Source organism: Spirosoma flavus, assembly GCF_054778555.1.
Genome location: NZ_BAAGZL010000009.1, coordinates 42,935 through 65,498 on the forward strand (window position 1 = coordinate 42,935; position 22,564 = coordinate 65,498).

General features: G+C 48.0%; 20 protein-coding genes. 7 read left to right on the plus strand and 13 right to left on the minus strand.

Annotated features, from left to right (window positions below; genetic code table 11):
• Window positions 1–145 precede the first annotated feature (145 nt).
• The 3 genes from ACYVF1_RS29985 to ACYVF1_RS29995 are packed head-to-tail and all read right to left on the minus strand — an operon-like array spanning window position 146 to window position 4,053.
• Window positions 146–886, minus strand: coding sequence for a hypothetical protein (locus tag ACYVF1_RS29985; RefSeq protein ID WP_461085991.1), 741 nt, complete (start codon window positions 884–886; stop codon window positions 146–148).
• Between the two features lie 45 nt (window positions 887–931).
• Complete coding sequence (ggt, locus tag ACYVF1_RS29990) at window positions 932–2,707, minus strand: gamma-glutamyltransferase (RefSeq protein ID WP_461085993.1); 1,776 nt, start codon at window positions 2,705–2,707, stop codon at window positions 932–934.
• A gap of 29 nt (window positions 2,708–2,736) precedes the next feature.
• On the minus strand, window positions 2,737–4,053 hold the full coding sequence (locus ACYVF1_RS29995; RefSeq protein WP_461085995.1) for a gluconate:H+ symporter: 1,317 nt from the start codon (window positions 4,051–4,053) through the stop codon (window positions 2,737–2,739).
• Window positions 4,054–4,332: 279 nt separating this feature from the next.
• Between ACYVF1_RS29995 and ACYVF1_RS30000 the strand changes: the two genes are divergently transcribed.
• Window positions 4,333–5,874 (plus strand): M12 family metallo-peptidase, encoded by a 1,542-nt coding sequence (locus ACYVF1_RS30000; RefSeq protein ID WP_461085997.1) that lies wholly within the window; start codon window positions 4,333–4,335, stop codon window positions 5,872–5,874.
• A gap of 157 nt (window positions 5,875–6,031) precedes the next feature.
• Window positions 6,032–7,900 carry a beta strand repeat-containing protein gene (locus ACYVF1_RS30005; protein ID WP_461085999.1) on the plus strand — a complete coding sequence of 623 codons (1,869 nt, stop codon included), beginning with the start codon at window positions 6,032–6,034 and terminating at the stop codon, window positions 7,898–7,900.
• 99 nt (window positions 7,901–7,999) lie between these two features.
• Here the strand turns inward: ACYVF1_RS30005 and ACYVF1_RS30010 are convergent, their stop codons facing one another.
• The 5 genes from ACYVF1_RS30010 to ACYVF1_RS30030 form a co-directional block, all read right to left on the minus strand.
• Window positions 8,000–8,701, minus strand: a complete 702-nt coding sequence (locus ACYVF1_RS30010) for a DUF4097 family beta strand repeat-containing protein (RefSeq protein WP_461086001.1) — start codon at window positions 8,699–8,701, stop codon at window positions 8,000–8,002.
• Window positions 8,702–8,719: 18 nt separating this feature from the next.
• Window positions 8,720–9,505, minus strand: coding sequence for a DUF4097 family beta strand repeat-containing protein (locus ACYVF1_RS30015; protein WP_461086003.1), 786 nt, complete (start codon window positions 9,503–9,505; stop codon window positions 8,720–8,722).
• Between the two features lie 54 nt (window positions 9,506–9,559).
• Window positions 9,560–10,345, minus strand: a complete 786-nt coding sequence (locus ACYVF1_RS30020) for a HEAT repeat domain-containing protein (RefSeq protein WP_461086005.1) — start codon at window positions 10,343–10,345, stop codon at window positions 9,560–9,562.
• Window positions 10,329–10,847, minus strand: a complete 519-nt coding sequence (locus tag ACYVF1_RS30025; RefSeq protein WP_461086007.1) for an RNA polymerase sigma factor — start codon at window positions 10,845–10,847, stop codon at window positions 10,329–10,331. Before ACYVF1_RS30025 ends, ACYVF1_RS30020 begins: the two co-directional genes overlap by 17 nt.
• Window positions 10,848–10,972: 125 nt before the next feature.
• Entirely contained in the window at window positions 10,973–11,332 is a 360-nt protein-coding gene (locus ACYVF1_RS30030) for a hypothetical protein (protein ID WP_461086009.1), read from the minus strand.
• A 260-nt stretch (window positions 11,333–11,592) separates the two neighbouring features.
• Here ACYVF1_RS30030 and ACYVF1_RS30035 point away from each other — a divergent pair, with 260 nt between their 5' ends.
• Both ACYVF1_RS30035 and ACYVF1_RS30040 read left to right on the plus strand, forming a co-directional pair.
• Window positions 11,593–12,819, plus strand: coding sequence for a DUF5009 domain-containing protein (locus ACYVF1_RS30035; protein ID WP_461086011.1), 1,227 nt, complete (start codon window positions 11,593–11,595; stop codon window positions 12,817–12,819).
• A gap of 28 nt (window positions 12,820–12,847) precedes the next feature.
• Complete coding sequence (locus tag ACYVF1_RS30040; RefSeq protein ID WP_461086013.1) at window positions 12,848–13,321, plus strand: lipocalin/fatty acid-binding family protein; 474 nt, start codon at window positions 12,848–12,850, stop codon at window positions 13,319–13,321.
• A gap of 76 nt (window positions 13,322–13,397) precedes the next feature.
• Here the strand turns inward: ACYVF1_RS30040 and ACYVF1_RS30045 are convergent, their stop codons facing one another.
• Window positions 13,398–14,312, minus strand: a complete 915-nt coding sequence (locus ACYVF1_RS30045) for a serine hydrolase (RefSeq protein WP_461086015.1) — start codon at window positions 14,310–14,312, stop codon at window positions 13,398–13,400.
• Window positions 14,313–14,484: 172 nt separating this feature from the next.
• On the opposite strand from ACYVF1_RS30045, the gene ACYVF1_RS30050 reads away from it, so the two are divergent.
• Entirely contained in the window at window positions 14,485–15,666 is a 1,182-nt protein-coding gene (locus ACYVF1_RS30050; protein ID WP_461086017.1) for a cystathionine gamma-synthase family protein, read from the plus strand.
• Window positions 15,667–15,710: 44 nt separating this feature from the next.
• Here ACYVF1_RS30050 and ACYVF1_RS30055 read toward each other — a convergent pair whose 3' ends face one another.
• Window positions 15,711–16,463 (minus strand): hypothetical protein, encoded by a 753-nt coding sequence (locus ACYVF1_RS30055; RefSeq protein ID WP_461086019.1) that lies wholly within the window; start codon window positions 16,461–16,463, stop codon window positions 15,711–15,713.
• A gap of 91 nt (window positions 16,464–16,554) precedes the next feature.
• Window positions 16,555–17,856, minus strand: coding sequence for an Hsp70 family protein (locus ACYVF1_RS30060; protein WP_461086021.1), 1,302 nt, complete (start codon window positions 17,854–17,856; stop codon window positions 16,555–16,557).
• 242 nt (window positions 17,857–18,098) lie between these two features.
• Here ACYVF1_RS30060 and ACYVF1_RS30065 point away from each other — a divergent pair, with 242 nt between their 5' ends.
• Window positions 18,099–18,275 carry a hypothetical protein gene (locus ACYVF1_RS30065; protein WP_461086024.1) on the plus strand — a complete coding sequence of 59 codons (177 nt, stop codon included), beginning with the start codon at window positions 18,099–18,101 and terminating at the stop codon, window positions 18,273–18,275.
• 109 nt (window positions 18,276–18,384) lie between these two features.
• On the opposite strand, the gene ACYVF1_RS30070 is transcribed toward ACYVF1_RS30065, so the two are convergent.
• Both ACYVF1_RS30070 and ACYVF1_RS30075 read right to left on the minus strand, forming a co-directional pair.
• Window positions 18,385–20,130, minus strand: a complete 1,746-nt coding sequence (locus tag ACYVF1_RS30070) for a hypothetical protein (RefSeq protein ID WP_461086026.1) — start codon at window positions 20,128–20,130, stop codon at window positions 18,385–18,387.
• A gap of 204 nt (window positions 20,131–20,334) precedes the next feature.
• Complete coding sequence (locus ACYVF1_RS30075) at window positions 20,335–21,198, minus strand: sugar phosphate isomerase/epimerase family protein (protein WP_461086028.1); 864 nt, start codon at window positions 21,196–21,198, stop codon at window positions 20,335–20,337.
• A gap of 445 nt (window positions 21,199–21,643) precedes the next feature.
• Here ACYVF1_RS30075 and ACYVF1_RS30080 point away from each other — a divergent pair, with 445 nt between their 5' ends.
• A complete protein-coding gene (locus ACYVF1_RS30080) occupies window positions 21,644–22,549 on the plus strand; it encodes a hypothetical protein (RefSeq protein ID WP_461086030.1) in 906 nt (301 codons plus the stop codon).
• Window positions 22,550–22,564: the final 15 nt, after the last annotated feature.

Sequence of the window (22,564 nt, forward strand, 5' to 3'; positions counted from 1 at the left end):
ATTTTGTGTTTGTGATTTGAGGGCTAAACGCCTGATTAAAAAAGCTATCCCCGCTTGGCTAAATTCAGTCTGAGCGGGGATAGGTTTTTTTAGATAATTGAATGGTACGTTTATTTCCTATGAACGTAGTGAGACTGTATTAACGCTACTCCAGTTTAGCTTTGATTAACGCTAAAATTTGCTTGCCTAATGTAGCAGTTTCCTGATAATCATGGAGTAACTCTTCACGCGTGGTGCGCCGAACCAATATTGTATTCTGAAACGCTACGTCGTTCGTGATTAACGCCAAGGCTGTTTTGGATGTATTATCTGCTGGTTTGCCCAGTGAAATCCGATTCAGGATATAAGGGCCAACGATTGCATTCGTAGTTTCTAACTCCGCAGTTTCGACCCGAATAATGGTTTCATACTGTTTATAATAATCGAAGAGGGCTTTCTTGAGAGGTAGACTGCTGATTACCTGCATATTGCCGGTGCTCTTCAGATCGGCGAACGTAGCGTCTTCGGCAATGAAACGAGGACGTTTAAACACAAACCGAACGTCATCGGTCAACTGCTTATACGTAGCATCTGGCCGCTGTATATTGAACTCGGTGAGATTTTTGGCTCTTTGTATGACCTGCCGTGTTTCGTCCATCACTTCGTTTAGCTGGTTCATATCCGTCTGAATGTCAGTGTAAAGACCTTTCAAATACGTTTGCTCGGTTTCTCTTTTCTGCCGTCCATCTTTCCACTCGTCAAATGCAAACGAGATGGTAATACTGAAAATAATAACCAGGATTTCTATTACGTATTCCGGCCACTTTTCACGAAGCAGATCATACACTTTCCCAAAACTACTGACAGGTTTTGTTGCTGAGGCTGGAGACGTAGGTTTTTTCGCCATTTGTTCGGATTAATCAGCCGGTAAGTTACAGAAATGATGTATTGGCTAATAGCCAGCCGCCTGGCCATCTTTTCGCATTTCGGTAGCGCCCCAGTAAATGCGGTTTTGAGAATCCCATTGAATGGCCTGATAACCACCAAAAAAATCGGTTGGAGTCAGATGGTGACCGCGTTTTTCGAGTTCAGTACGTATCATTGGCGCGATGCCGCTTTCTAAAGCTAGTTTACCGCCATCCGTCATGAGTGTGCCGGTAGGTTCGCTGCTGCCAGAGTGGCTGAATCGAGCGGCATCGCCAGCTTCCTGCACATTCATATTGAAGTCGATAATATTGCACAAAACCTGTAAATGGCCCTGTGGTTGCATAGCGCCACCCATCACGCCAAAGCTTAAAAACGGCTCTCCATTTTTCAGAACGAAGCCGGGAATGATGGTCGTAAAGGGACGTTTCCCCGGCGCATAAACATTGGCGTGCTTGGGCGTCATGCAGAAGCTGGTACCCCGGTTTTGAAATACGAAACCTAGGCCATTTGGTACCATGCCACTGCCAAATTCCAGCATGTTGCTTTGAATCAGCGATACCATATTGCCTTCCTGGTCGGCTACGGTCAGGTACACCGTGTCGCCAGCACGAAGGGCGGGTTCGCCAGCATCGATACGTTCCGAAGCCTTGGTTGGGTCAATTAATTTACGGCGTTGGGCGGCATATTCTTTCGATAGCAGCCATTGGGTTGAGGCTTTGGCAAAATCCGGATCGGCGTAATAACGGGCGCGGTCTTCAAACGCTAATTTTTTAGCTTCAACCAACAAATGCAGGTAATCGGCAGAGTTATGGCCTAGTTTTTTCAGGTCAAATCCTTCCAGAATAGTCAGCATTTGCAGCACCGAAATCCCCTGTCCGTTTGGGGGTAACTCGAATACGTCATAACCCCGATAATTGACCGAAACGGGTTCAATCCACGTACTGCGGTGGGCAACTAAATCAACTTTTCGTAGAAATAACCCCGCCCGACGAGCGTAGCGATCGATGGTATCGGCAATGGCGCCCGTGTAAAAAGCGTTACGTCCGCCCGTAGCAATTTTCTGGTACGTAGCAGCCAGGTCAGGATTTCGAAAGAGCTGGCCTTCGACGGGCGCTTTGCCGTCAATGAGAAATGTCTTTTGGAAATTGCCGAACTCGCCGACAATGGCCTGACTTTCAGCCAGTCGGCGAGCAGCTACCTGCCAGGAAAAGGCAATCACCTGCGGAACGGGCACCCCTTCGCGGGCGTACTGAATACTCGGCTTCAGTAGACTTGCTATGGGTAACTTGCCAAAGCGTTGGTGAAGCTGAAACCACCCATCAACCGCACCCGGTACCGAAACCGACAATGGACCGTAGAGGGGCAGCAACTGGCGAGTGCCCAGCATTGAACGTAGTGAATCATAGGAGAGTCCTTTGGGTGAGCGTCCGCTGGCGTTCAGTCCGTATAATTTCTTGTCTTTTGCCGACCAGACAATGGCAAATAAATCGCCACCAATCCCGCCATTGTTCGGCTCCACGACACCCAATGCAGCGTTAGCCGCAATAGCCGCATCAACGGCTGTGCCGCCCTGTTTCAGTATATCGAGCCCAATTTGCGTCGCCAGCGGGTGACTGGTGGCAACCATCCCATGACGACCCAGAATTGGGCTGCGTGTAGCGAAATTAGCCCCGCTGATCCGGTCGCCTTTGCCGGTCGTTTGCCCGTAAGCGCACGTAGCAACCCATAACAATAAAAGAAAAGGCAGACGTAAGGAACGGGTTGACACGTAGTAGCAAGCTTCTTTTTTCATTGTATTCATTATGTTCGGGGTGACTTTACCTAACCGGGTTAGCGAATAACCCAATCCACCACCAGCACACCCAACAATCCCGACACTGAAACTAGCGTTTCCATAACCGACCAGGTTTTGAGCGTATCGACCATCGACAGTTGAAAATACTCCCGAAATAGCCAGAAACCCGTATCGTTCACGTGCGAAAACATCATACTCCCCGCACCGATACTCAGCACCATCAGATTCGGTTCTACCCCCGACACCGTAAGCAGGGGAGCCATGAAACCCGCCGTTGTGATGCCCGAAACAGTCGATGAACCCACGCTGACACGGATAAGGGCCGCCATGCCCCAGGCCAGTACGTAGGGGTGCAACGACGAGCCGTGCATGAGGTCGGCAACTGCCTGATTAACACCACCGTCGGTAAGTACCTGCTTCAGTGCACCGGCCCCACCAAAAATAAGAAAAAGCAAGGCAACATCTTTAACCGCATCGCCCAGTAACGTAGTAACTTCAGTCGTAGTTTTGCCACCCCAGAGTCCTAACGTAAACATGGCCAGCACAACCGCGCAAAACATACTTACAATCGGTTCACCCAAAAAAAGCAGTATCTGCTGACTTACAGAATCGGCAGGGAGAAACGGGCTGATGAGCGCACTTAGGCCGATGAGCAGAATCGGAAACAGCACCGTTAGAAAACTCACGCCCGTGGAAGGCATCTGTTCGTCGCTGAGATCGGGGGCGATAAATGCTGGATTTGGCAATGTCGTGTAGCGTTTCAACGTAGCGCCGAACAGGGCTCCTGAAACCAGAATGGCTGGAATTGAAACCAGAATGCCGTAGAAAAGGGTGAGCCCCATGCTGGCATTGAACTGTTTGAGAATAGCCAGTGGAGCCGGGTGGGGCGGCAGATAACCCTGCGTCACGGATAGCGAGGCCAACATCGGTAAGCCGATATACAACGCCGGAAGTTTGTAACGGTAAGCTACCGTAATGACCAGCGGAGCCAGCAGCATAAATCCCACCGAATAAAACAGCGGCAATCCGACAATAAAGCCCGTAACCAGAAAAGCCCAACGGGCGTGACGGGTTCCGACTATATCCATAATTGCCACGGCAATACGTTGGGCTGCACCACTTTGCGCTACAAGTTTGCCCAACATAGCTCCCAGTGCGATAATGGCTGTAATCGACCCTAACGTACCGCCAATGCCTTTCTGAATGGCATCCACAATCGCCAGTGGCTTGAGCCCCAACGCGAGACCAACGCTGATAGACACCGCCAGAAAAGCCAGAAATGTGTGCAATCGGACAATAGAAATGAGCACAATCAGCGCTAGAATGCCGAGAAACGTAATCAGTAACGACATGGAAAACAAAGACAACCTATCTGGCAAATGGCAATTCTTGGAATATCTACTATGCCAGCGAAAAGCCTAGGGCGGGGGCAAGGCGAAGGAAGGGTCATGTTACCTCATCGGTTAATCAAGTCTTAAGAATAGACCCATTGATTCACTACGTCTACCCATTCCCTAAATCTTCCGTTGATATGCCGGAAAAGTATGGTAAATTGTTGTGTTTTGCAGTAGATATGAAAAAGCCCTGGTAGTTGCGTTCGGTTGATGGTTAACTTGTTACTTCAGAAATTTATGCGCGTTGTGCTGTTGTGTTTGTGGTTGATGTCGGCCGTGGGATGGGCGCAGGAAAGACCACTCGAAAAAGCCATCGCACAGGCCCGAACGATGGGTAAAACCGATACGTTCACGAATCTATTTACGGCTAACGGAACCACCAAAGCCCTCACGAACGCCCTGGATACAACCCAACGCATCGACAGGTTAACGCTCAATATCAATGTATTAAAATTCATTCGCAGTCAGAAACGGGCATTGCTGGAAATATCACTCCCAACTACTCAGGGTAGTCTGGAGCTGGAACTAGTGCCTGTAAATCTTTTTGCACCCGGCTTCAACGTAGTGACCCACTCGCCTGACACTACGTTTCGGTTTGAAGCCAGCCACGTTACGTATTATCAGGGCATGATTAAAAATAATCCCCGCTCGGTGGTGGCCCTGGCTTTTTCGGATGAAAACGTAGTAGGGTTAATTTCCGACAGCACCGGCAACCGGGTTCTGACGAAGCAACGAAAAAGAGCGGATTTGCTAACCGATTACGTGCTGTACAATGAGCAGGCTGTACAAACGAAAGTTCGCCCATTTGCCTGTAACGTAGCGGATGAAGGCACGTCAGTGTTACTGGCGTCTCCCGGCGAAAAGATGACGAAATCCAATGTCTGCGTAAAATACGTGGGTATCTATCTCGAAGCTGATTATGCACTTTACCAATCTTATGGCGGCAACGTAGCAGATTTGACCGAGGATATACTCTTTGTATTCAATCAGGTCACTACGTTATACCGCAACGAAAATGTTTACGTGCAATTGGCACAACTGTATATCTGGAACACAACCGACCCCTACAGTACCGCCACTACGTCCGCAGCAACTTTAGCGGCTTTTAAAAGTCACTGGAGTAATTTTGGGAATGGCTTTCCGGGCCAGATAGCGCATCTAATGAGCAGCCGAAACCTTGGAGGTGGTCTGGCGGATGGCTATAATGGTCTTTCCGATAAATCGACTGCGTATTCGCTCAACGGAGGACTCAATCCTGCCTTCGCTGCGCCTTATCCGACTTTTTCCTGGGAAGTGAATGCGATAGCGCACGAGCTAGGCCACAACTTTAGTTCGCATCATACGCACTGGTGCGGCTGGCCGGGCGGTCCGATAGACAACTGCGCCTATCCCGAAAATGGTCCCTGTACGGCTGGTCCCGCGCCGGTAAACGGAGGTACTATTATGAGCTATTGCTACAACACGAACCGGGGTGTCAACTTTGCGAATGGCTTTGGTCCGTTGCCGGGCAATCAGATTCGCAATAAAATTGCCAGCGTCCAGCTTCCAGTTACCACCTCCGATGGGCGCGTAGAATCCGTAAATTCCGGCGGCTGGACTGCCAGCGCTACCTGGACCTGTGGCTTAACACCTAGTGTACTCTACAATGCTACCATCAGTCCTGGGCATCGGGTGCAGCTCAATTCAACCGGAAACGCCAAAACGCTCACCATTCAGGGCACGCTTAATCTGTCTTCTCCCGGAACAGTTATCCGAATCGGTCAAACGCAGTCGAATTAAGTAATGAACGATGATTGGTCGTTCACTACAAAAGTACTCATCGTTAAGTACGCGCTTTACCGTAGCCTAAATAGGCATTGCTCAGGTTGATATTTGGTTAGGCTATACCTACTTTAGTTGCTACTAATCAATAAGTTAATCTAAGCCAACAAGCCTTATGCGAGTCATTTATCTGTTATTCCTGCTAGGAAGTACGCCTGCTATGGCCCAATACGGTTTCAATAATTATATTGTCAACCTGGGAAATTCTTCGGCTCCGGGTCTATTTAATACATTGCTGGGGCCGGGTGCCGGGTACGACATGACCGAAGGAAGGTATAACACAATGATTGGCTATACGGCCGGTAATGATACGAAAACAGGCGATAATAATACATTTATCGGTTATTCAGCGGGGATAATTAACACCGCGAGTAATAATACGTTTGTAGGAAGTGGTGCCGGTTATTTTAACACAACTGGTACCAATAATACCTATCTGGGGATATCAGCAGGCGCGTATTTCTTCTCAGGTATGGAAAATACGTTTGTAGGAAATGGAGCTGGTACGGGTAATATTCAGACTGGTTCTACCGGGCGGTACAATGCTTTTTTAGGAAGTAATGCTGGCCGCGCACTTACTTCCGGTGATAATAACACATTTATCGGCTACAGGGCGGGTTACTCCAATACGTCGGCTTTGCAAAATACATTTATTGGTTCAGAATCAGGCTATACCAACACAACCGGTACGTCCAACGCCTTTGTCGGTTTTCAGGCTGGTCGTGAAAATACCACTGGAATATCCAACGCCTTTCTGGGCTCTTTCGCTGGGAAAAGCAACACCTCTGGCACCGATAATACCTTCATTGGCTCCAATTCTGGTAACCGAAATAATACCGGTAATCAGAACACCTTTACCGGCTATGGGACTGGAGTCAATAATACCAGCGGGGCAGGCAATGTGTTTGTAGGCAACCGGGCGGGTTATAACAACACCACGGCCAATGCCAATGTATTTATCGGCTCTCAGACAGGCTACTCCAATACTACTGGTATCGCCAACCTGTTTATGGGCCAGTTGGCAGGTTATCAGAGCAACGGTTCCTATAACCTGTTCATTGGCAATGGCTCAGGCTACAACAACACCTCTGGGCTAGGCAATACGTTTATTGGTGATGGCTCCGGCTATGGCAACGCGACGGGACAGAACAACACCTACATCGGACGGGCCGCTAACTATGCGGGCAACGGAGCTGGCACGCAGAACACCTTCATTGGTTTCCAGGCTGGCACCGGCGGCCCTACGGTCAACAACTCGACCGCCATCGGGGTGAACGCCATCGTTACCACCAGCAACTCCGTAATTCTGGGAGCACCGGGCTCTACCGTAGGCATTGGTAATTCGGCCCCGGCTAATACCTTGGAAATTACCAAAGGCAGTGCTAACCAGTCGGGCTTGCGGCTGACAAATCTGACGAGTGGTTCACCGGCAAGTGTGGTGAATCAGACCAAGTTTCTGACGGTGAACGGTCAAGGGGACGTAGTGCTGGGCAGTCTGAACGGCTCGGCGCGGGAAGGTGTGGTGGAGTCATTCTGGCAACGTAACGGTGGTTTTTTGCAGAGTACTCAGAACGACGCGGTCATCATTGGAACTAACGTAGCACGCATTCCAGCAGGCTACAAACTGTTTGTGGAAGGAGGAATTCTGACCGAAAAGGTGAAGGTGGCTATCAAAAATAGTAGTGAATGGAGCGACTACGTTTTTGACGATACGTATCAGCTCAAAGAATTATCGGAGGTAGCGCGTTACGTTCACCAGCACAAACATTTACCGGACGTACCGGCGGCTGAGGACGTAGTAAAGCAGGGTATCGACGTAGCGAAGATGGATGCTACGTTGCTCAAAAAGATTGAGGAATTGACCCTCTACAGCATTCAGCTTGAAAAAGAAAACCAGAAACAGAAAGCAGAAATCCAGGCTATGCGGGAGCACTACGACCAGAGATTGCTACGTATCGAGCAGGAGTTGAAAATTAAACGATGATAGCTAAACGGTCCGCCGTAGCGGTTTGCCGACGCAAGTTTTTATTGAGTGCGTCGGCAAGCCGCTACGGCGGACCGTTTAGCTATCATCTCTCATCACTCATTTCTGCTCTCGCAGAAATACGTCGTTGCTGATGGATTCGAGACGTACCATTGGACCACCGCCCTGTACGGTGCCTTCCAGCAGATAACCTACGTGCGAATGTCTCTCTTTTTTACCCTTAAAGGCGATATCCAGATTGGAGTATACCTCGCCCGTAATGGTTTTCATCTCCACATTGGCACCTTTCGATTTAGGCCAACTCATGTCGACAAACCCACTGATGGATTTGGCCATAACCGGTGCCGTTGCTCCCTGAATGTCGATATTCCCGTTGATGGTTTCGAGTTTGAGCTGCGCCTGCCGGGGCAGATATACAACGTAATTTATATCGCTGCACACGACGGTACGTGTTCCGTCGCGGTCATTGCTCCAGGTCGAGTATTTCTGGTCGGGGCAGTCTTCAGGTTTGCCTTTCTTAATAAGCTCTTTATCGTAATCGGTCTTCAGACTTACTTCACCAGCTATTGAGTTAGTGGTTACGACCAAAGCATCATCAAGTTTACCACCGTTGATCGTCACGGCGATGCGTACTGATAATTCGGACTTGTCCCAGTAGCGAACCTGAATGCTATCCGCAAATTTCAGGTTCAGATTCACGATCTGGTCTTTACTAACGGGCAGCGTTTTCTGGACAATACGCTGGGCCAAAGAAGGCAACGCCAACGTAGCCGTTAGAAGGAGGAATAGTAGATTTTTCATCACAGTAGACGGAGGGGTTTATTTCTGTTTCCGGATGTAGATATTACTGTTGATGGTCTTGAGCTGCATCTCAACACCCCCGCCGTTGGTCGACCCATCGATGTTACGTCCACCGCCCACCCGGTTCATGCCGTCTTTGTTCATTTTCACGCCCAGATCAAAATCCGTGTACATTTCGCCCTGAATAGACCGTAATTTCAGGTCGGACTTGGCAGTTGCGGGTAACGTAATGTCGATAGGGCCATTGATGGTCGAAATAGCCGTCGGTTTATCCTGACTCAATGATGAAAACGTTACGTTTACTTCGCCGTTTATGGTGTTGGCTACCACCGGACCCGTTACGTTGTTGAGGTCAATCTGCGAGTTGTTAGTACGTATTTCCAGATCGCCGTCCATGTTGCTGATGTTAATACCCGATCCATGCCAATTGACTTCCTGATACAGGATGGCCACTTTACGGGGGAGCTTAATCGTGTATTTGATTTGCTTTCGAGCCGCTTTTTCAATTTTGAGACCATTCCCTTCCGGCGTCACCGATAGGCCAATACCGGTATTGTCAGTAGCCGTGTTATAAATGGGTTTCAGTCCTTTAGCTCGTTCGGGAGGAGCTTCGTAACCCGACGAGGCCTGAATAATCACCTCATCGCTGTTGTGGCCTTCGATTTTGAGATTTGCAGCGTCCATCTCAATGGTCACTTTTCGGTCTTTAGCATTGGCCAGTTTGGTCTTGTACTCGTTGCCCTGCGCCTGGGCCGTGATGATACCCACGAGTAAACTGGCACTCAATAAAATTGATTTTTTCATTAGTATTTGTTGGTAATTAATTGGTTATGAAATATTTAGTGGTGAATGGTTTTTTTACGATGGTGAATTTTCGTTCAGTGTATGGATTCCTTCTTCCGCTTTCAGTCGTACAGCGTCCAGCGCTTCCTGATTCTGGGCCAGTCGCTGCATCTCTTCGACGGCCCGTCGTTCCTTGATGCTCACCAGTACGTCGATAAGCGTAATCTGTACGTTCGGATCGGTCTGCACTTTCAGCGACTGAATCAGGCCATCACGCACGCTGGGTTCCCGTTCGAAACGCGCCAGTGCCTGACAGGCCGCCAGCCGCACGTTCACATTGGCATCAAAATTCAACGTATTGAGCAGCAACTGGGTAATTTCCTGATCGGCCTGGGTGATTTCGTAGCTCTGGTTAATGGCGTCGATACGTTCGCTGGCCGACGTTTTGGCGAGTTGCTCAAAAGCCAGCGTTTGTTTCAGACTCTTGGCGGGAGCCGTTTCTGACGCGAAAGAGAAATTAGCGCCCTTTCCGGCTGATGGACGCAATTGGTTGTATACCAATCCTCCACCAAATCCTAAGATCAAAAGTCCGATGCTGGCGGCCAGTCGCACGCCCCACGACCCGGCCCGAACGACCCAATTCGGTTCGGGGGCATTCAGTCGGTTGGCTAACGCATTGATCGATTTAAGCGACGGATGCTCGCTGCGTGCATTGGCGAAGTAGCGGAACTGAGGGGCGTGACTTTGCAGATGCGCCGGAATGTTGTCCTGCTGAAAATAGGCCCGCAGTTCTTTTTCTTCGTCCAGCGTGGTTTCGCCGTCGTAATATTTTTCCAATAACTTCTCAATAGTCGGCTTCATAATCGTTGGCTTTTGTGTAACTGTCGCGGAGTCGTTGCCGGGCCCGCGACAAGATTACCCGGATATTGTTGACACTGAGTCCAGTAAGTTGCTCGATTTCCTCGAATGAATATTCCTCAACGTCGCGCAGGTGCAGAATGAACCGTTGCTGGTCGGGCAGATCTTCCATCAACCGATGAATCAGCTCGTTACTGTCGGCGGCTTCGAGTTGCTGATAAGGCGTTGCGGTTGAGGCCTGTACTTCAGGTAAATCGCCGTCGGTGGCCATCTTCTGCCGACTGTGCGCCTTCAATTTGTCGAGACACAGATTACGGGTCATCTGTACGGCCAGTGCTTCCAGACTCTGATACGTTTCCAGTTGCTGGCGGTTGCTCCAGAGCCGTAACATCACATCCTGCAAGGCATCTTCGGCTTCTTCGCGGTTACGCAGAAAGAGTTGCGCTACCCGAAAAAGGCGCCCCTGAACTGGCAGAATTCGTTGTTTGAAAGCTTGTACATCCATGTCAATAGCATAGACGACTGAGTGGGAAAAACATTACAGCGTCCATAAAAAAAATTCGGGTTTTTTGCTGCAACTGCTATGTTGCTGGCAAAAAACCCGATTTCAGGTTGTATTCGTACTAAAAATTATTGCAGAGCAACTACCCGATTAGTAGCTTTAGATTTGGTAGCCAGCGTAATTTGTTTGACGATGCTGCCTTCAGCCGATTTGATTTCCAGTTCATAGTCACCATCGGTCAACTCATCTACATTCATTTTCACGGCATAATTCACGTCGGCCTTACGGATATGGTCCTGAAAAAGAATCTGACCTTCTTTGTTGCGGAGAAAAACGGCAACTGCTTTTTCGGGGGATTTATTGACCGCAACCCGAATTTGATTGTTGACCGTCACAAAAGCGCTGGCTTCGAACGAGAGTGCTTTGGGAGTAGTTGGGTTCGTTAGCATGGAAGCACTCAGAAGAATCGAACCGATGAATTTAGTCATTACAGGTAACATGGTAGTATTTGTGTTTAGTGTTGAAAGTTCGTTGTTTACTGCGTTCAAGTAGCGTTGTTTACTGTTCGAGTACTATATGCCAACGATTGTGCCAGTAAAATTAACTATTTGATTGTCAAAGGATTATTGATTGTGCCAGCTTTTAGAAGTGTACGCAACCGGACATTCCTTGTTCACTAGCGGACAAACGTAACGCGGACATGTTGTCCGCAATGTTAACTGGCGGACAACATGTCCGCGTTACTGTTATGACAACTCTACAGAAAGAAACCAGTATGTTGAACCGCACATCGAGTCGGGTATTTTCCATCGATGTGTTTCGGGCTTTGACGATGTTGACGATGATTTTTGTCAATGATTTCTGGACGCTGACCGGCATTCCGAACTGGCTCGAACACTCCAAAGCCGACCAGGATTTTCTGGGATTCTCCGACGTAGTGTTCCCCTGTTTTCTGTTCATCGTAGGAATGTCGATCCCGTACGCCATCCGGCAGCGGCTCGACAAAGGCGACACGTATGGTCAGCTCATTGGCCATATCGTGCTACGTTCGGTTGCGCTGCTGATCATGGGCGTTTTCACCGTTAATATTTCCGATCTGAATGTAGCAGCGACCGGGTTGAGTAAATCTTGGTTTCAGATTCTGATGGTACTGTCGTTCTTCCTGATCTGGAATCAATATCCGAAACGTAGCGACTGGATGCGGTGGTTATTCCTTGGTTTACAGGTACTTGGCGCTGCGCTGCTCATTTATCTGGCGCTACGTTACCGAGGTGATTCCAACGGGCAGTTGGTAGGAATGACGCCACAGTGGTGGGGTATTCTGGGGCTCATCGGCTGGACGTACCTGACCTGTGCTATTGTTTACTTATTTATTCACAAATCGCCTGTGCTGCTGTTTGTGGCCTGGGGAGTCTTTACGTTGGTCTGCCTAGCCGGACACGCTGGCTGGTTGAAAACCATCTGGCCCGACGGACCGAAAGACTGGATTCTTGGCAACGGAGCGTTTAGTTCGTTTACGTTTGCCGGTGTTCTTGCTACGTATCTGCTGACGTATTTATCTGAAAAAAATCAGCGCCAGCTGCTGCCGCTACGTTATGTGTGCATTGGTATCGTGTTTTTGCTGGCGGGGGTGGCGGCCCGAAATTATTTTATTATTTCAAAAATTCAGGCAACCCCCACCTGGGTTTTCCTATGCTGCGGAATCGCCTTTATCGTTTATGCCGTTATTTACTGGTGGGTCGATTTGCAGGGGAAAACACATACATTTGATTTCATAAAACCGGCAGGAACCAGTACATTGACCTGCTACCTGATTCCCTACGTTTATTACAGCGTTGGTTCGTTATTGGGCTTTTCGCTGCCTGATTCCCTAAAAGTTGGTGCCATTGGTTTGGTTAAATCGCTGCTTTTTGCGATGGTGATTATTGGGATTACGGCGGTGCTAGGTAAGCTACGTATCAAACTAAAACTGTAAAGAACGGTACACTTCAGCGTTTCTTTTTATGACCAATCTGATTCCTGCCTTACTCGGTACGTGGTTTATTTTCAGCACCAATTTTCCAATGTGGCTCAAAGGCGACAAACTGAATCCGACGTTTACGTATTCGCGAACAGACAAAAAAGCTAATAGCAACGTATTACTCGACGAGGTTAAATACCTGAAAAACGGCAAAACGAAAACGCTGACGGGTTACGATTGTCAGGACGAGTCTGATTCGACGGCTTTCGTCTGGCGGGGAAAAGGGTTACTGAGTTTACTACGTAGCAAATGGAACGTAGCGATGATCGACCCAAACGGCCAGTGGGCGGTAATCTGGTTTTCAAAAACGCTTTTTACTCCCGAAGGTGTCGATATCATCAGCCGGAATCCGCAGCTCTCTTCCGAAACCCTGAAGCATATCAAAGTCCAAATGGCCGCACAACCCCGACTGGCAAAACACCTCGATACCATCCGCGAATTATACAACGGGTACTAATCACGCTTTTGTCGGTGTTCAAAATGGCAGAAGCAGGCCGCTTTTCTATAAGGCTCCAACGTAAATAAACGCTACGTTATCGTGCTGTTACGTACTCATAAATCCATTGCGAAACAGTAGCCAGAATACCATCGATAGCCTCATCGTCTTTGACGTTCTTTGACATGAGTACCAATACGTATTTCCGGCCATCGGGTAGGAAAACGATACCAGAATCATGCTGAACGCCCGTAATAGAGCCGGTTTTGTGCGCTACTTTTACGTCTTTCGGGATTTTCGCCGGTATGACCGAGTTCAGTTTCTGGGCCAGCAACGTAGTAATCATACCCTGCGACGCTTCGGGGTTTACGGCCTGCCCATTTGCTATTTTGTCGAAAATGACCATTAAGTCGTAGGCAGTCGTGGTGTTGTTCAGCCCCTGGGCAAACGCTTTCGAATCTTCGACACCCCGCCGAACCTGAATGTCGCGCGCACCCAGATCGCGCATGGTTTGTGTTACGTTCGGCCCACCGACCCGTTCGATAATCAGGTTGGTAGCCAGGTTGCTGCTCATGGTAATCATGTTGAAAACTAAATCCGCAAGCGTCCACTTGGCACCAGCTTGCTTGTAGATAAGCGTATCACTATCCTGCTTGGCCGTCAGTGAATATGGGCTTCCATCAACAATACTTTTGAAATCGGTTTTAATGAGCATCGAGTCTCTGAGCGACAGTTTACCCTGCGCCTGTTGTTTGTAGACTTCAATCATGACCGGCGTTTTCATGGTACTGGCCGCATGAAACACTTCCCGTTCGTTCATCAGCAATTCCTGCCCGGTACTTAAATTCTTGAACGCGAGGGCGTAAGTGAACGGATATTGACTCAGTTCCTTCTCAATTTTCGACCGCAATTCAGCTAACGTGATCTTGGTTTGAGCGGAAGCTGGAAGCGAGAATGGTAGTAGAGCGAACAGAATTAGAAATAAATGACGTAGCAGAAGATTCTTGGACATAATACCTGGGTGTACAAGTGACAGTGCCAAAATTTAGTTAATTCCTGCCATTCTAAAGTCGTAACGTAATTAGAAACCTGCATTATTGGCTCAAAATGGCGGATCTCTTTCCGCGATACGGCTGGTTTTCCGTATTATTACCACCACTGCCAGACTTGATCACTACCGTATTATGGATTTTTCGAAGTATAAAAAAAGCACTACGTCGGTATGGGCGGGTGAAACCGAACTGTTTACCAAAGGAGCTGTTACGTCGCCAATTGTGAAAAGCGTGGCGTTCGCATACGACGATCTGGATGAATGGCACAACGTAGCGACGGGCAAAGCTGAAGGTTATATCTACAGCCGCAATACCAACCCGACCGTACATGTGCTGGAAGAAAAAATCCGGATGTTGGAAAGCGCCGAAGCTGCTACGTCGTTTGCGACGGGAATGGGCGCAATCAGCAATACGTTGTTTGCGTTGCTGGAACCCGGCAAGCGCGTTGTTTCCATCAAAGACACGTACGGGGGCGCAAGTCGTCTTTTTCTGGATTTCCTGCCCCGTTATCAGGTGGCCGTTACGTTGTGCGATACCACCGATTTCGACCAGCTAGAAACAGAAATCGCCAAAGGCTGCGACGTATTGTATCTGGAAACGCCTACGAATCCAACGCTGAAAATCGTCGATATAAAACGACTGGCGGCTGCGGCTAAAAACGTAGGCGCTGTTACGGTTGTCGACAATACATTTGCCACGCCGATTAATCAGAATCCATTGGCGTTGGGTGCCGATCTGGTGATTCACAGCGCCACAAAATTTCTGGGCGGCCATTCGGATGCGATGGGCGGACTGCTTTGTGGCAATAAAGAGCTGGTTGAGAAAGTGTTTCAGTTTCGGGAAATAAACGGAGCTAGTCTCCAGGCCGACCCGGCGTATCTGTTGGCGCGGGGCATGAAAACGCTGGAACTTCGTATTGAGCGCCAGAATGCGTCGGCGCTGAAAATTGCGCAGTATCTAAAAGCACATCCCAAAGTCAGCGACGTATTTTATCCGGGCCTTGATACGCATCCGGGGCACGAAATTGCCAAAGCACAAATGTCGGGTTTTGGCGGCATTATGAGTTTCTCGCTGAACGGCGGTTACGAAGAAGTAAAGAAATTTTTGCCCAAGCTTCAGTTTGTTCATCTGGCAGCTAGCCTTGGTTCAGTCAGTACGTTAGCTGGACCACCACGTACCACAAGCCATGTCGAACTGACTGAAGCCCAACGTAAACAATTGGGTATTCCTGAAAGCCTGATACGTTATTCGGTTGGTATTGAGAACGTAGAGGATTTGCTCAGCGATCTGGAGCAGGCACTGGACGCTTTATAGGCTAACCAATGTATGTGCTGTGTATTGCTGGCTCGTTAATTTATTTACCAAACCTTACTCGCCACTACGTTGATGAACGCATTGATAACCAGCGCCATCCCGAACGACGTAGCAATTGGGAATTGGGGCAGCCAGTGCGCCTGTAGAAAAAGAAACGTAGTGAAGCCCAGTAATCCCATTACCAGACCCCGTAACGTGACAATGACCGCATTGCTGCCCTGAAGCGTGTGGGAGAAAATGGCGAGTACAGACGTCAGAATGGGAAATGGAGTTAAGATACCACTCCAATTTGGGCCTAGTACGTGTGCTAAACCGGTAATAATCAGCACAAATAACGTCGCAACGCCCATGCGGATAGGGATGTCGAACGGTAACCTTCGGGTGTTGGCGGGTGGAGCCGTTGGCGATGGGAAAACGTAGAGCGTTAGTACTACGTAGCTCAGGACGATCATGTAACTCAGGGTTAAATTGAGACGTAAATAGTCGAAAATGACCGCCGTTATTGTATATAATACGTAGGAAATCAGGAGTGTAGGCAGCCAGGTTAGTTTTCGGGAAAAAGCAGCATAACTCAGACAAAAAGTAATGAGGGCAAGTATGCCTGTCATCGACCCTTGTATCGACTCAATACCAAAAGTTTTACCCTGCTCCAGTATAAAAAATACCAGAATGACACCAGCCACCCAGGGCATACTTCCGATCAACCCCCCGATTTTTCCACCCCACTTCCGAATAGCAAGGGTGACCAGTGCAACAATCGTTGGAATGAGGGTAAGCTTGAGCAGAAGCAGGTTCATGCGACGTAGTAAGTAATCGAGCCGCAAATTACCCCGAAATGAGGAAATGAATCGGCTTTTAAAAAACTGATTGGTTAGGCTGAAGCGTCATTTAACCCACTTCTGGTAGCGGAGCAATCGAATTAATTTGGCTACTTCTGCCGAATTTATGTTGGCTATCGTAAGCCAGACCAAGTCCAACGCTGGAAAGTTTATTCTCGTCGGCGATGGCGGCATTTGGGAAAAGCTGTTCAAAAGCCTCCTGAATGGAGCGAACTTCGGTGGTGCCTCCGGTGAGAATAACCAGATCGATGGCTTCGTTTGTAACGCCCGCATCCTGAAGACACTGCCGGGCCGAAGCTGTAATTTTTTCTACGTCTTCCTGAATCGCCTGGTCGAAAAGCGTACGCTGAATCGGGATAAAAAAGTCGTTTTCTATAAAGGTAAAGGCTGCGTTATATTCCTGCTGTGATGTAAGCGCAATTTTGGCATCTTCAGCGGCTGCCAGCAGTGAATGACCTGTCTCATCTTCAAGCACTTGCAGGAGCCGTCGATACCGTTTTTTATCGTGCGACTGGTGAAGCAACTGTCTAACCTGCATCAGCATTTTAGGCGTGTACAGAAAGTTGACTTTACTCCACTCGGCCAGATCGTGGTAGGGTTTTAGCGGCACTTCCAGACCCTTATCGCCGTAGGTGCTACGGTACCCTAATTCCGGCATAATAGCCGCCAGGCTCAGCTCTTTATCAAAATCATTTCCACCAATCCGGACGCCAGTATTCGCCAGAATGTCGGAAGAACGGTCTGCTTTATGCGTGTTGGCGCCCGAGAGTTTTATGACGGTAAAATCGGACGTACCACCCCCCAAATCGGCCACAATTGCCAGTTTTTCACTGGTTAACCGTACTTCGTGGGCAAAAGCGGCTGCGATGGGCTCAAACTGAAATTCGATATGTTTGAAGCCTATTCGCTGCGCAATGGCTTTCAATTCGTCCTGGGCGCGTACATCGGCTCCCGGATCATTGTCGACAAAGTGAACCGGGCGCCCCATCACTACGTGCTCAATAGTCTGCCCCGCCATCAGGTCAGCTTTTGCCTTTATCTGCCGTAAAAAGGCTGTAATGATGGTCGAAAAATTCATGGACGTACCATTCACCAACGTACCGTGCTTCATCAGCGACGTACCGAGTACCCGTTTTAAACTCCGCATGAAACGCCCTTCCTGCCGGTCGAAAAATAAGTTAACTGCCGCCCGGCCATAGTACGCATTATTATCGCTACGTCGGAAAAAGATGGCACTGGGAATCGTCACACTCCCATTTTCGACGGGAACAAGGCTGATTTTCCCACCCTTGTCAATAGCTACACTTGTATTCGATGTACCGAAGTCGATTCCGCAGGAAATTGTTGTCATTATGGTTGTAGCCAGATACGTACTCTACGTCTTTAATTAGCCGCAGAAGTACGTTTTTTAGTGCAAAAAGGGCGCAAATTTACCTCTAATAATGGATTTAATACTTGTTTAAAGACGTAAATGAGTATTTAAGATTCATTTCAGAGTGAATGGCAACTCATCTGTCAAAATGGTTGCCCTAAGCCAAATAACCTGTCCTTTTAAAAATGAAATCGGATTGATGCGTAGTAGCAATTGACTTTTTGTTCACGTTTCTAACACTCTGGCTGACTGTTCCCTCATCGGCACGGCAACAAACGTATAATCTTCCGAAAAGTAAATACGGTTTGCCCGTAGTGAGCGACTTGGATATTTATCGGAAGATCGTCGCCACCGACCCTGATAATGAATTGGTTGATATGCGGCAGGTTCTACCGTAAGCTAAATTCGACGTTACGTATGCCGACAGATACAATTTTCTGAAGCGAAAACTGTATCTGTCGGCTGATGTATTTGCGAAAACCAGCGGCAATGGCCATTCGTCAGGCCCTACAAACCACCCAACCTCAGCTGCGTCCTTGAATTATACAGAAGCGGGCTGTTGGCATTGTGCACGATACGTTGGGCATGGGCCACGCTACCTGTCGGAATGGTAACAGCGTGTTTCAAAACCACTACGTCAGTTACTGTCGGCAGTCGGTTTTCGGACCAGATGGTAGGGTCAGTCCAATTGCCGGTTTTTATCGTGTATAAAGGTGGATTACTGGCTGTTAATGTAACGACCACGGCCGACATGGGGGCCACTGCTACGTTCACGCGGGACATAGTTGATACTGCCAGAGAAGTCGGCACTCCTTTCGTGAAATTACCATCAGCGGCTATTTGCGCATTGGCGTAGAACGTATTGGCTGCTACGTCGAACATGTTGGTTTGGGAACGTAGCGTCTGATAGCTGGCTGTGTTAATATTGATACCCGGTACGTTCACAGAGGCATTTACAGTATTCGTAAAATCCTTGTTAATCAGCGTGATCTTCACTGTCCGTCCATCGTCGCTGGTGGTTGCGTAATAGCTGGCGCGGGGATTGGTGCTGGAATTTGGCGGAGTTACGGCCAATAATCGCCCATTTCGGGCACCATCGACAAAAGCCAGCAGTCCATAGTAATTCGCGCCAATAGCATACGTACCGTTGGTCGTAGTTGTCCGGTAGAGCGGGGCGTAACTAGTGCTGTTGCCGCCACTGTGAAAATTAACTCCTTCAGCCTTATACATAGCCAGGCTGTATAAATAATCAAGCATCCATATTCCGGTGGCAAACGTGTTCGAAACGTTAGTGACTTGCCCGCCCGAAATAGTATTGGTTTCCGACATACGTAACGGCGTGTTATTAGCAATGGCCAAGTTAGCCAGATAACTGAGATTGGTTTGGAACGTACTGCCCACTGACAATGAATTCATCAAAGCGTCGATGGATTGTTCGGGCGTTCCGGTTAGTTCATCGGCTCGGAATGGGTAGGCATGAACGTTGAACGTATTGATGGGCCGAGGGGGCGACGTAGTGGATATGTTGTTCATACGCTGTAGATACGTACCATTCCAGGTGTTGTATTCGGTACGTCGGCCAATGTCTCCCCCACTGATGGGGATGGCTGAGTTAGCAGCTTTAATACCATCGAATACAGGCAGGTAATTCGCTACGTATAGACTAGGGTTATACGGGTTTCGGTATTTATTCACTACATAGGCCATCGGCTCGTTGCCAATGCTGATGCTTTTCAGCAAACCACCATACGTAGCATGAATATAGCTGGCTTCGGCGACAGCTTCAGCAACGGCGTTTCCGGCATACGTAGCGCTATCCTTTGCAAAATTGACCGTATAAATGCATTTCCAGTTTACGGTACTAAGAAAGCCAAAAAGCTTGTCGATATCTGAATTGAAATGCTGTGCGGTGCTGGTATTGCTTCCGCGACTCCCTGATTTCCAGGCAAGTTGGTCGCCTGTATTGCCGCCAATTCGAATAACGGAACTTGGGCTGATATTGATTAGAAGATTGCGTAAACGAGTCAGGGCAGTGGGCGTAGCGACCCAAAAACTGCCCAGCGTTGTGCCACCGCCACCGTCGGTAGTCAAGGTTTTCTGCTCAAAACTGAAGCCAACAAAATCATCATTGATCCGGTAGCCAACTGTTGCCGCATCGACATTAATACTTACAGGTACTGACTGCCCATTGACCTTCAGTCCTGGCCAGAAACTGATTATCCAAACCCAATAAAGCAGGCGACAGGTTTTCATGGCGTAAACAGGTTATAATTGAAGCGCATGAATAATAATCAATGTAGTGAGTAATAATGAATTGATCATCATTTTTTGCCTCATAGGCTGCCTTGTTTTTCATTAAAAAAGGCAGCCACGTAACGCGGCTGCCTGAACAAGTGCACGGTAGGTAAAGACGAGTGTTAAGCAATAAGAATAAGTTGAAAATTAACTAATCTCTTATCACTCTTTCAAACTCTTTATATAAGCGATGCTTTTGGGCATTTGCTCGTATTCTTTATTGCTCTCATCTTCAATATAATAGTGCTTAATCCCCGCTTTTTTTGCCAGACGTAGTATTTCGGGAATGTTCACTTGGCCGTCGCCCAGCGGTACGTCGTTTTCGGGAGGAGTGCCGCCGGTCAAGTCGCCTTTGATGCCTTTTTTAAGGTCTTTCAGGTGCATCAGCTTGAACCGATTGCCATATTTTTTCAGCAAGGCCACCGGGTCAGCACCGCCGTGCTGCGCCCACAGAATATCCATCTCGAACGATACATAGTCGGGGTTGGTATTCTTGACGATGTAGTCGAACAACGTACCGCCTTCGTGCGGCTGGAATTCATAGCCGTGGTTGTGGTAGCAGAACGTAATGCCGTTGTCTTTCATGGTTTTACCAATCCTGTTGAAATCTTCAACGGCTTTTTTGGCGTTATCCAGATTAAAGCTTCCGCGTTGATGAGGAATCCAGGCGCACATGATATAGGACGCTCCCAGCGCTTTGGCTTTGTTGATGGCGTCCATTGGATCTTTAGCTAACTGCTCGTAGCCGCCACCCGTTGCCGAAATCTGAATACCCCGTTCGTTGCAAAGCTTTTTAAATTCGGCTTCGGTCATGCCTTTAGGAGCTCCGCCTTCCATGTCGGTGATACCCAAGGCTTTGATGGTATCCAACGTAGCAATGACATTTTTCGGAAAACTATTTCGATACGTATACGATTCAACGCCAATGGGGAAGGTATACAGCGGCTTGCCTTTCTGCGCAAAACTGTCGGTTAATGAAAATAGGCAGGGGGCTGTCAGACACAGCGTAAGGAGGGTTTTTCTCATGATTATCTGATTTCCTTATTAGTTTATTCCAGCCGCTACGTATCGTTTGCCGTACTACGTATTGTTGGCCATTGATCTATAAACTCAGGCAGGCTCCGTTTTTACTTAATGCCTCTATTATTACCTATTCAACGTAACAGCAGATTTATATTTTATTGGCTATGTGTCATTGGCTTATAATGTTATGAGCGCTGAGTGTATAGTTGGGCCAGATGCAGCGTGTTCGTATACGTAATGATACAAATCGTTTTAGGAACGCTGCTACGTTGTCGAATCTACTTCTCTAATTTCTTACTACAAGGGTAATCCTGCCAGTTATTTATTCATGGCTACGTGTTGTCAGTTCTGATTGGAAGGCGAGGTAAGGGCCCCTCTACCTTTGTGATGTTCAATTTCACAAAATGATTGAGCATCATTCACAAAACAATTTCAAACAACAAGTACAATGAACACTTTTTTTAAAATTACTACCAGTGCCCTGAGTTTCGCTTTTTGTATCAGCTTAACATCCTGCGAAAAAGACTCACTACTCTCGCCGATGGCACCAAATGCTAAACCGTCTGACGTAACAAATGAGGCCTCCGTACAGACAATCAACCCAACAATCCCCAAAAAATATACAGTCATTAAACTAGGTGATTATGAATTATCCTACTACCCTGACGGCAAACTGGCGAATGTCCATATCGGGAATAGAGGCACTTCGTTCACCTACGCAACCAACCCCAGCAGAATAATTGCAAATACGTACCAGCCAACGAGTTGGGGCCCAGGCTCTATATCGGAAAGGAAACTGATAATCTTCCTCAGTAACACTAATTTAGCCGCAAGGAGCGAGTTGTGGCTTTTGAACCACAATACAGGTAACTATAACAAAGTCAAGGATTTGGCTTATAGTTACCAGAATCAGCGACTGGTAAAATACTATGACGAAGATTACCCGATTTCTGAAAAAAGTACCCTGTTTAATTACAACAACGATGGTGATCTGATTTCGGTAACGGTACAAAAAAATGAAACGCTTATTCATACCGATAAATACAGTTACGATACACAGCAGAAGGATTATCACCCGCATAATCCCAAGTTCTCATTTTTTGGCGAAGGTATAGACGAAGGGACGGAGTTAATGTTTCTGCCAGTATTTGGTACGTTCAATAAGCACCTTATCAAGAACATCAGCCGCACGCAGAATGCGCCTTACAAAGTTTTGTTTAACTATGCTTACAAATATGATGTCAACAGCGACGGGCGAGTAACCAAGCGCGAACGCTGGAACCAGACCACTAACCAGCTAATCGAAACCGAGCAATACCAATATAAGGTAGAATCGCTAATTACCATGCCGTAATAAACGGTAAAGAGT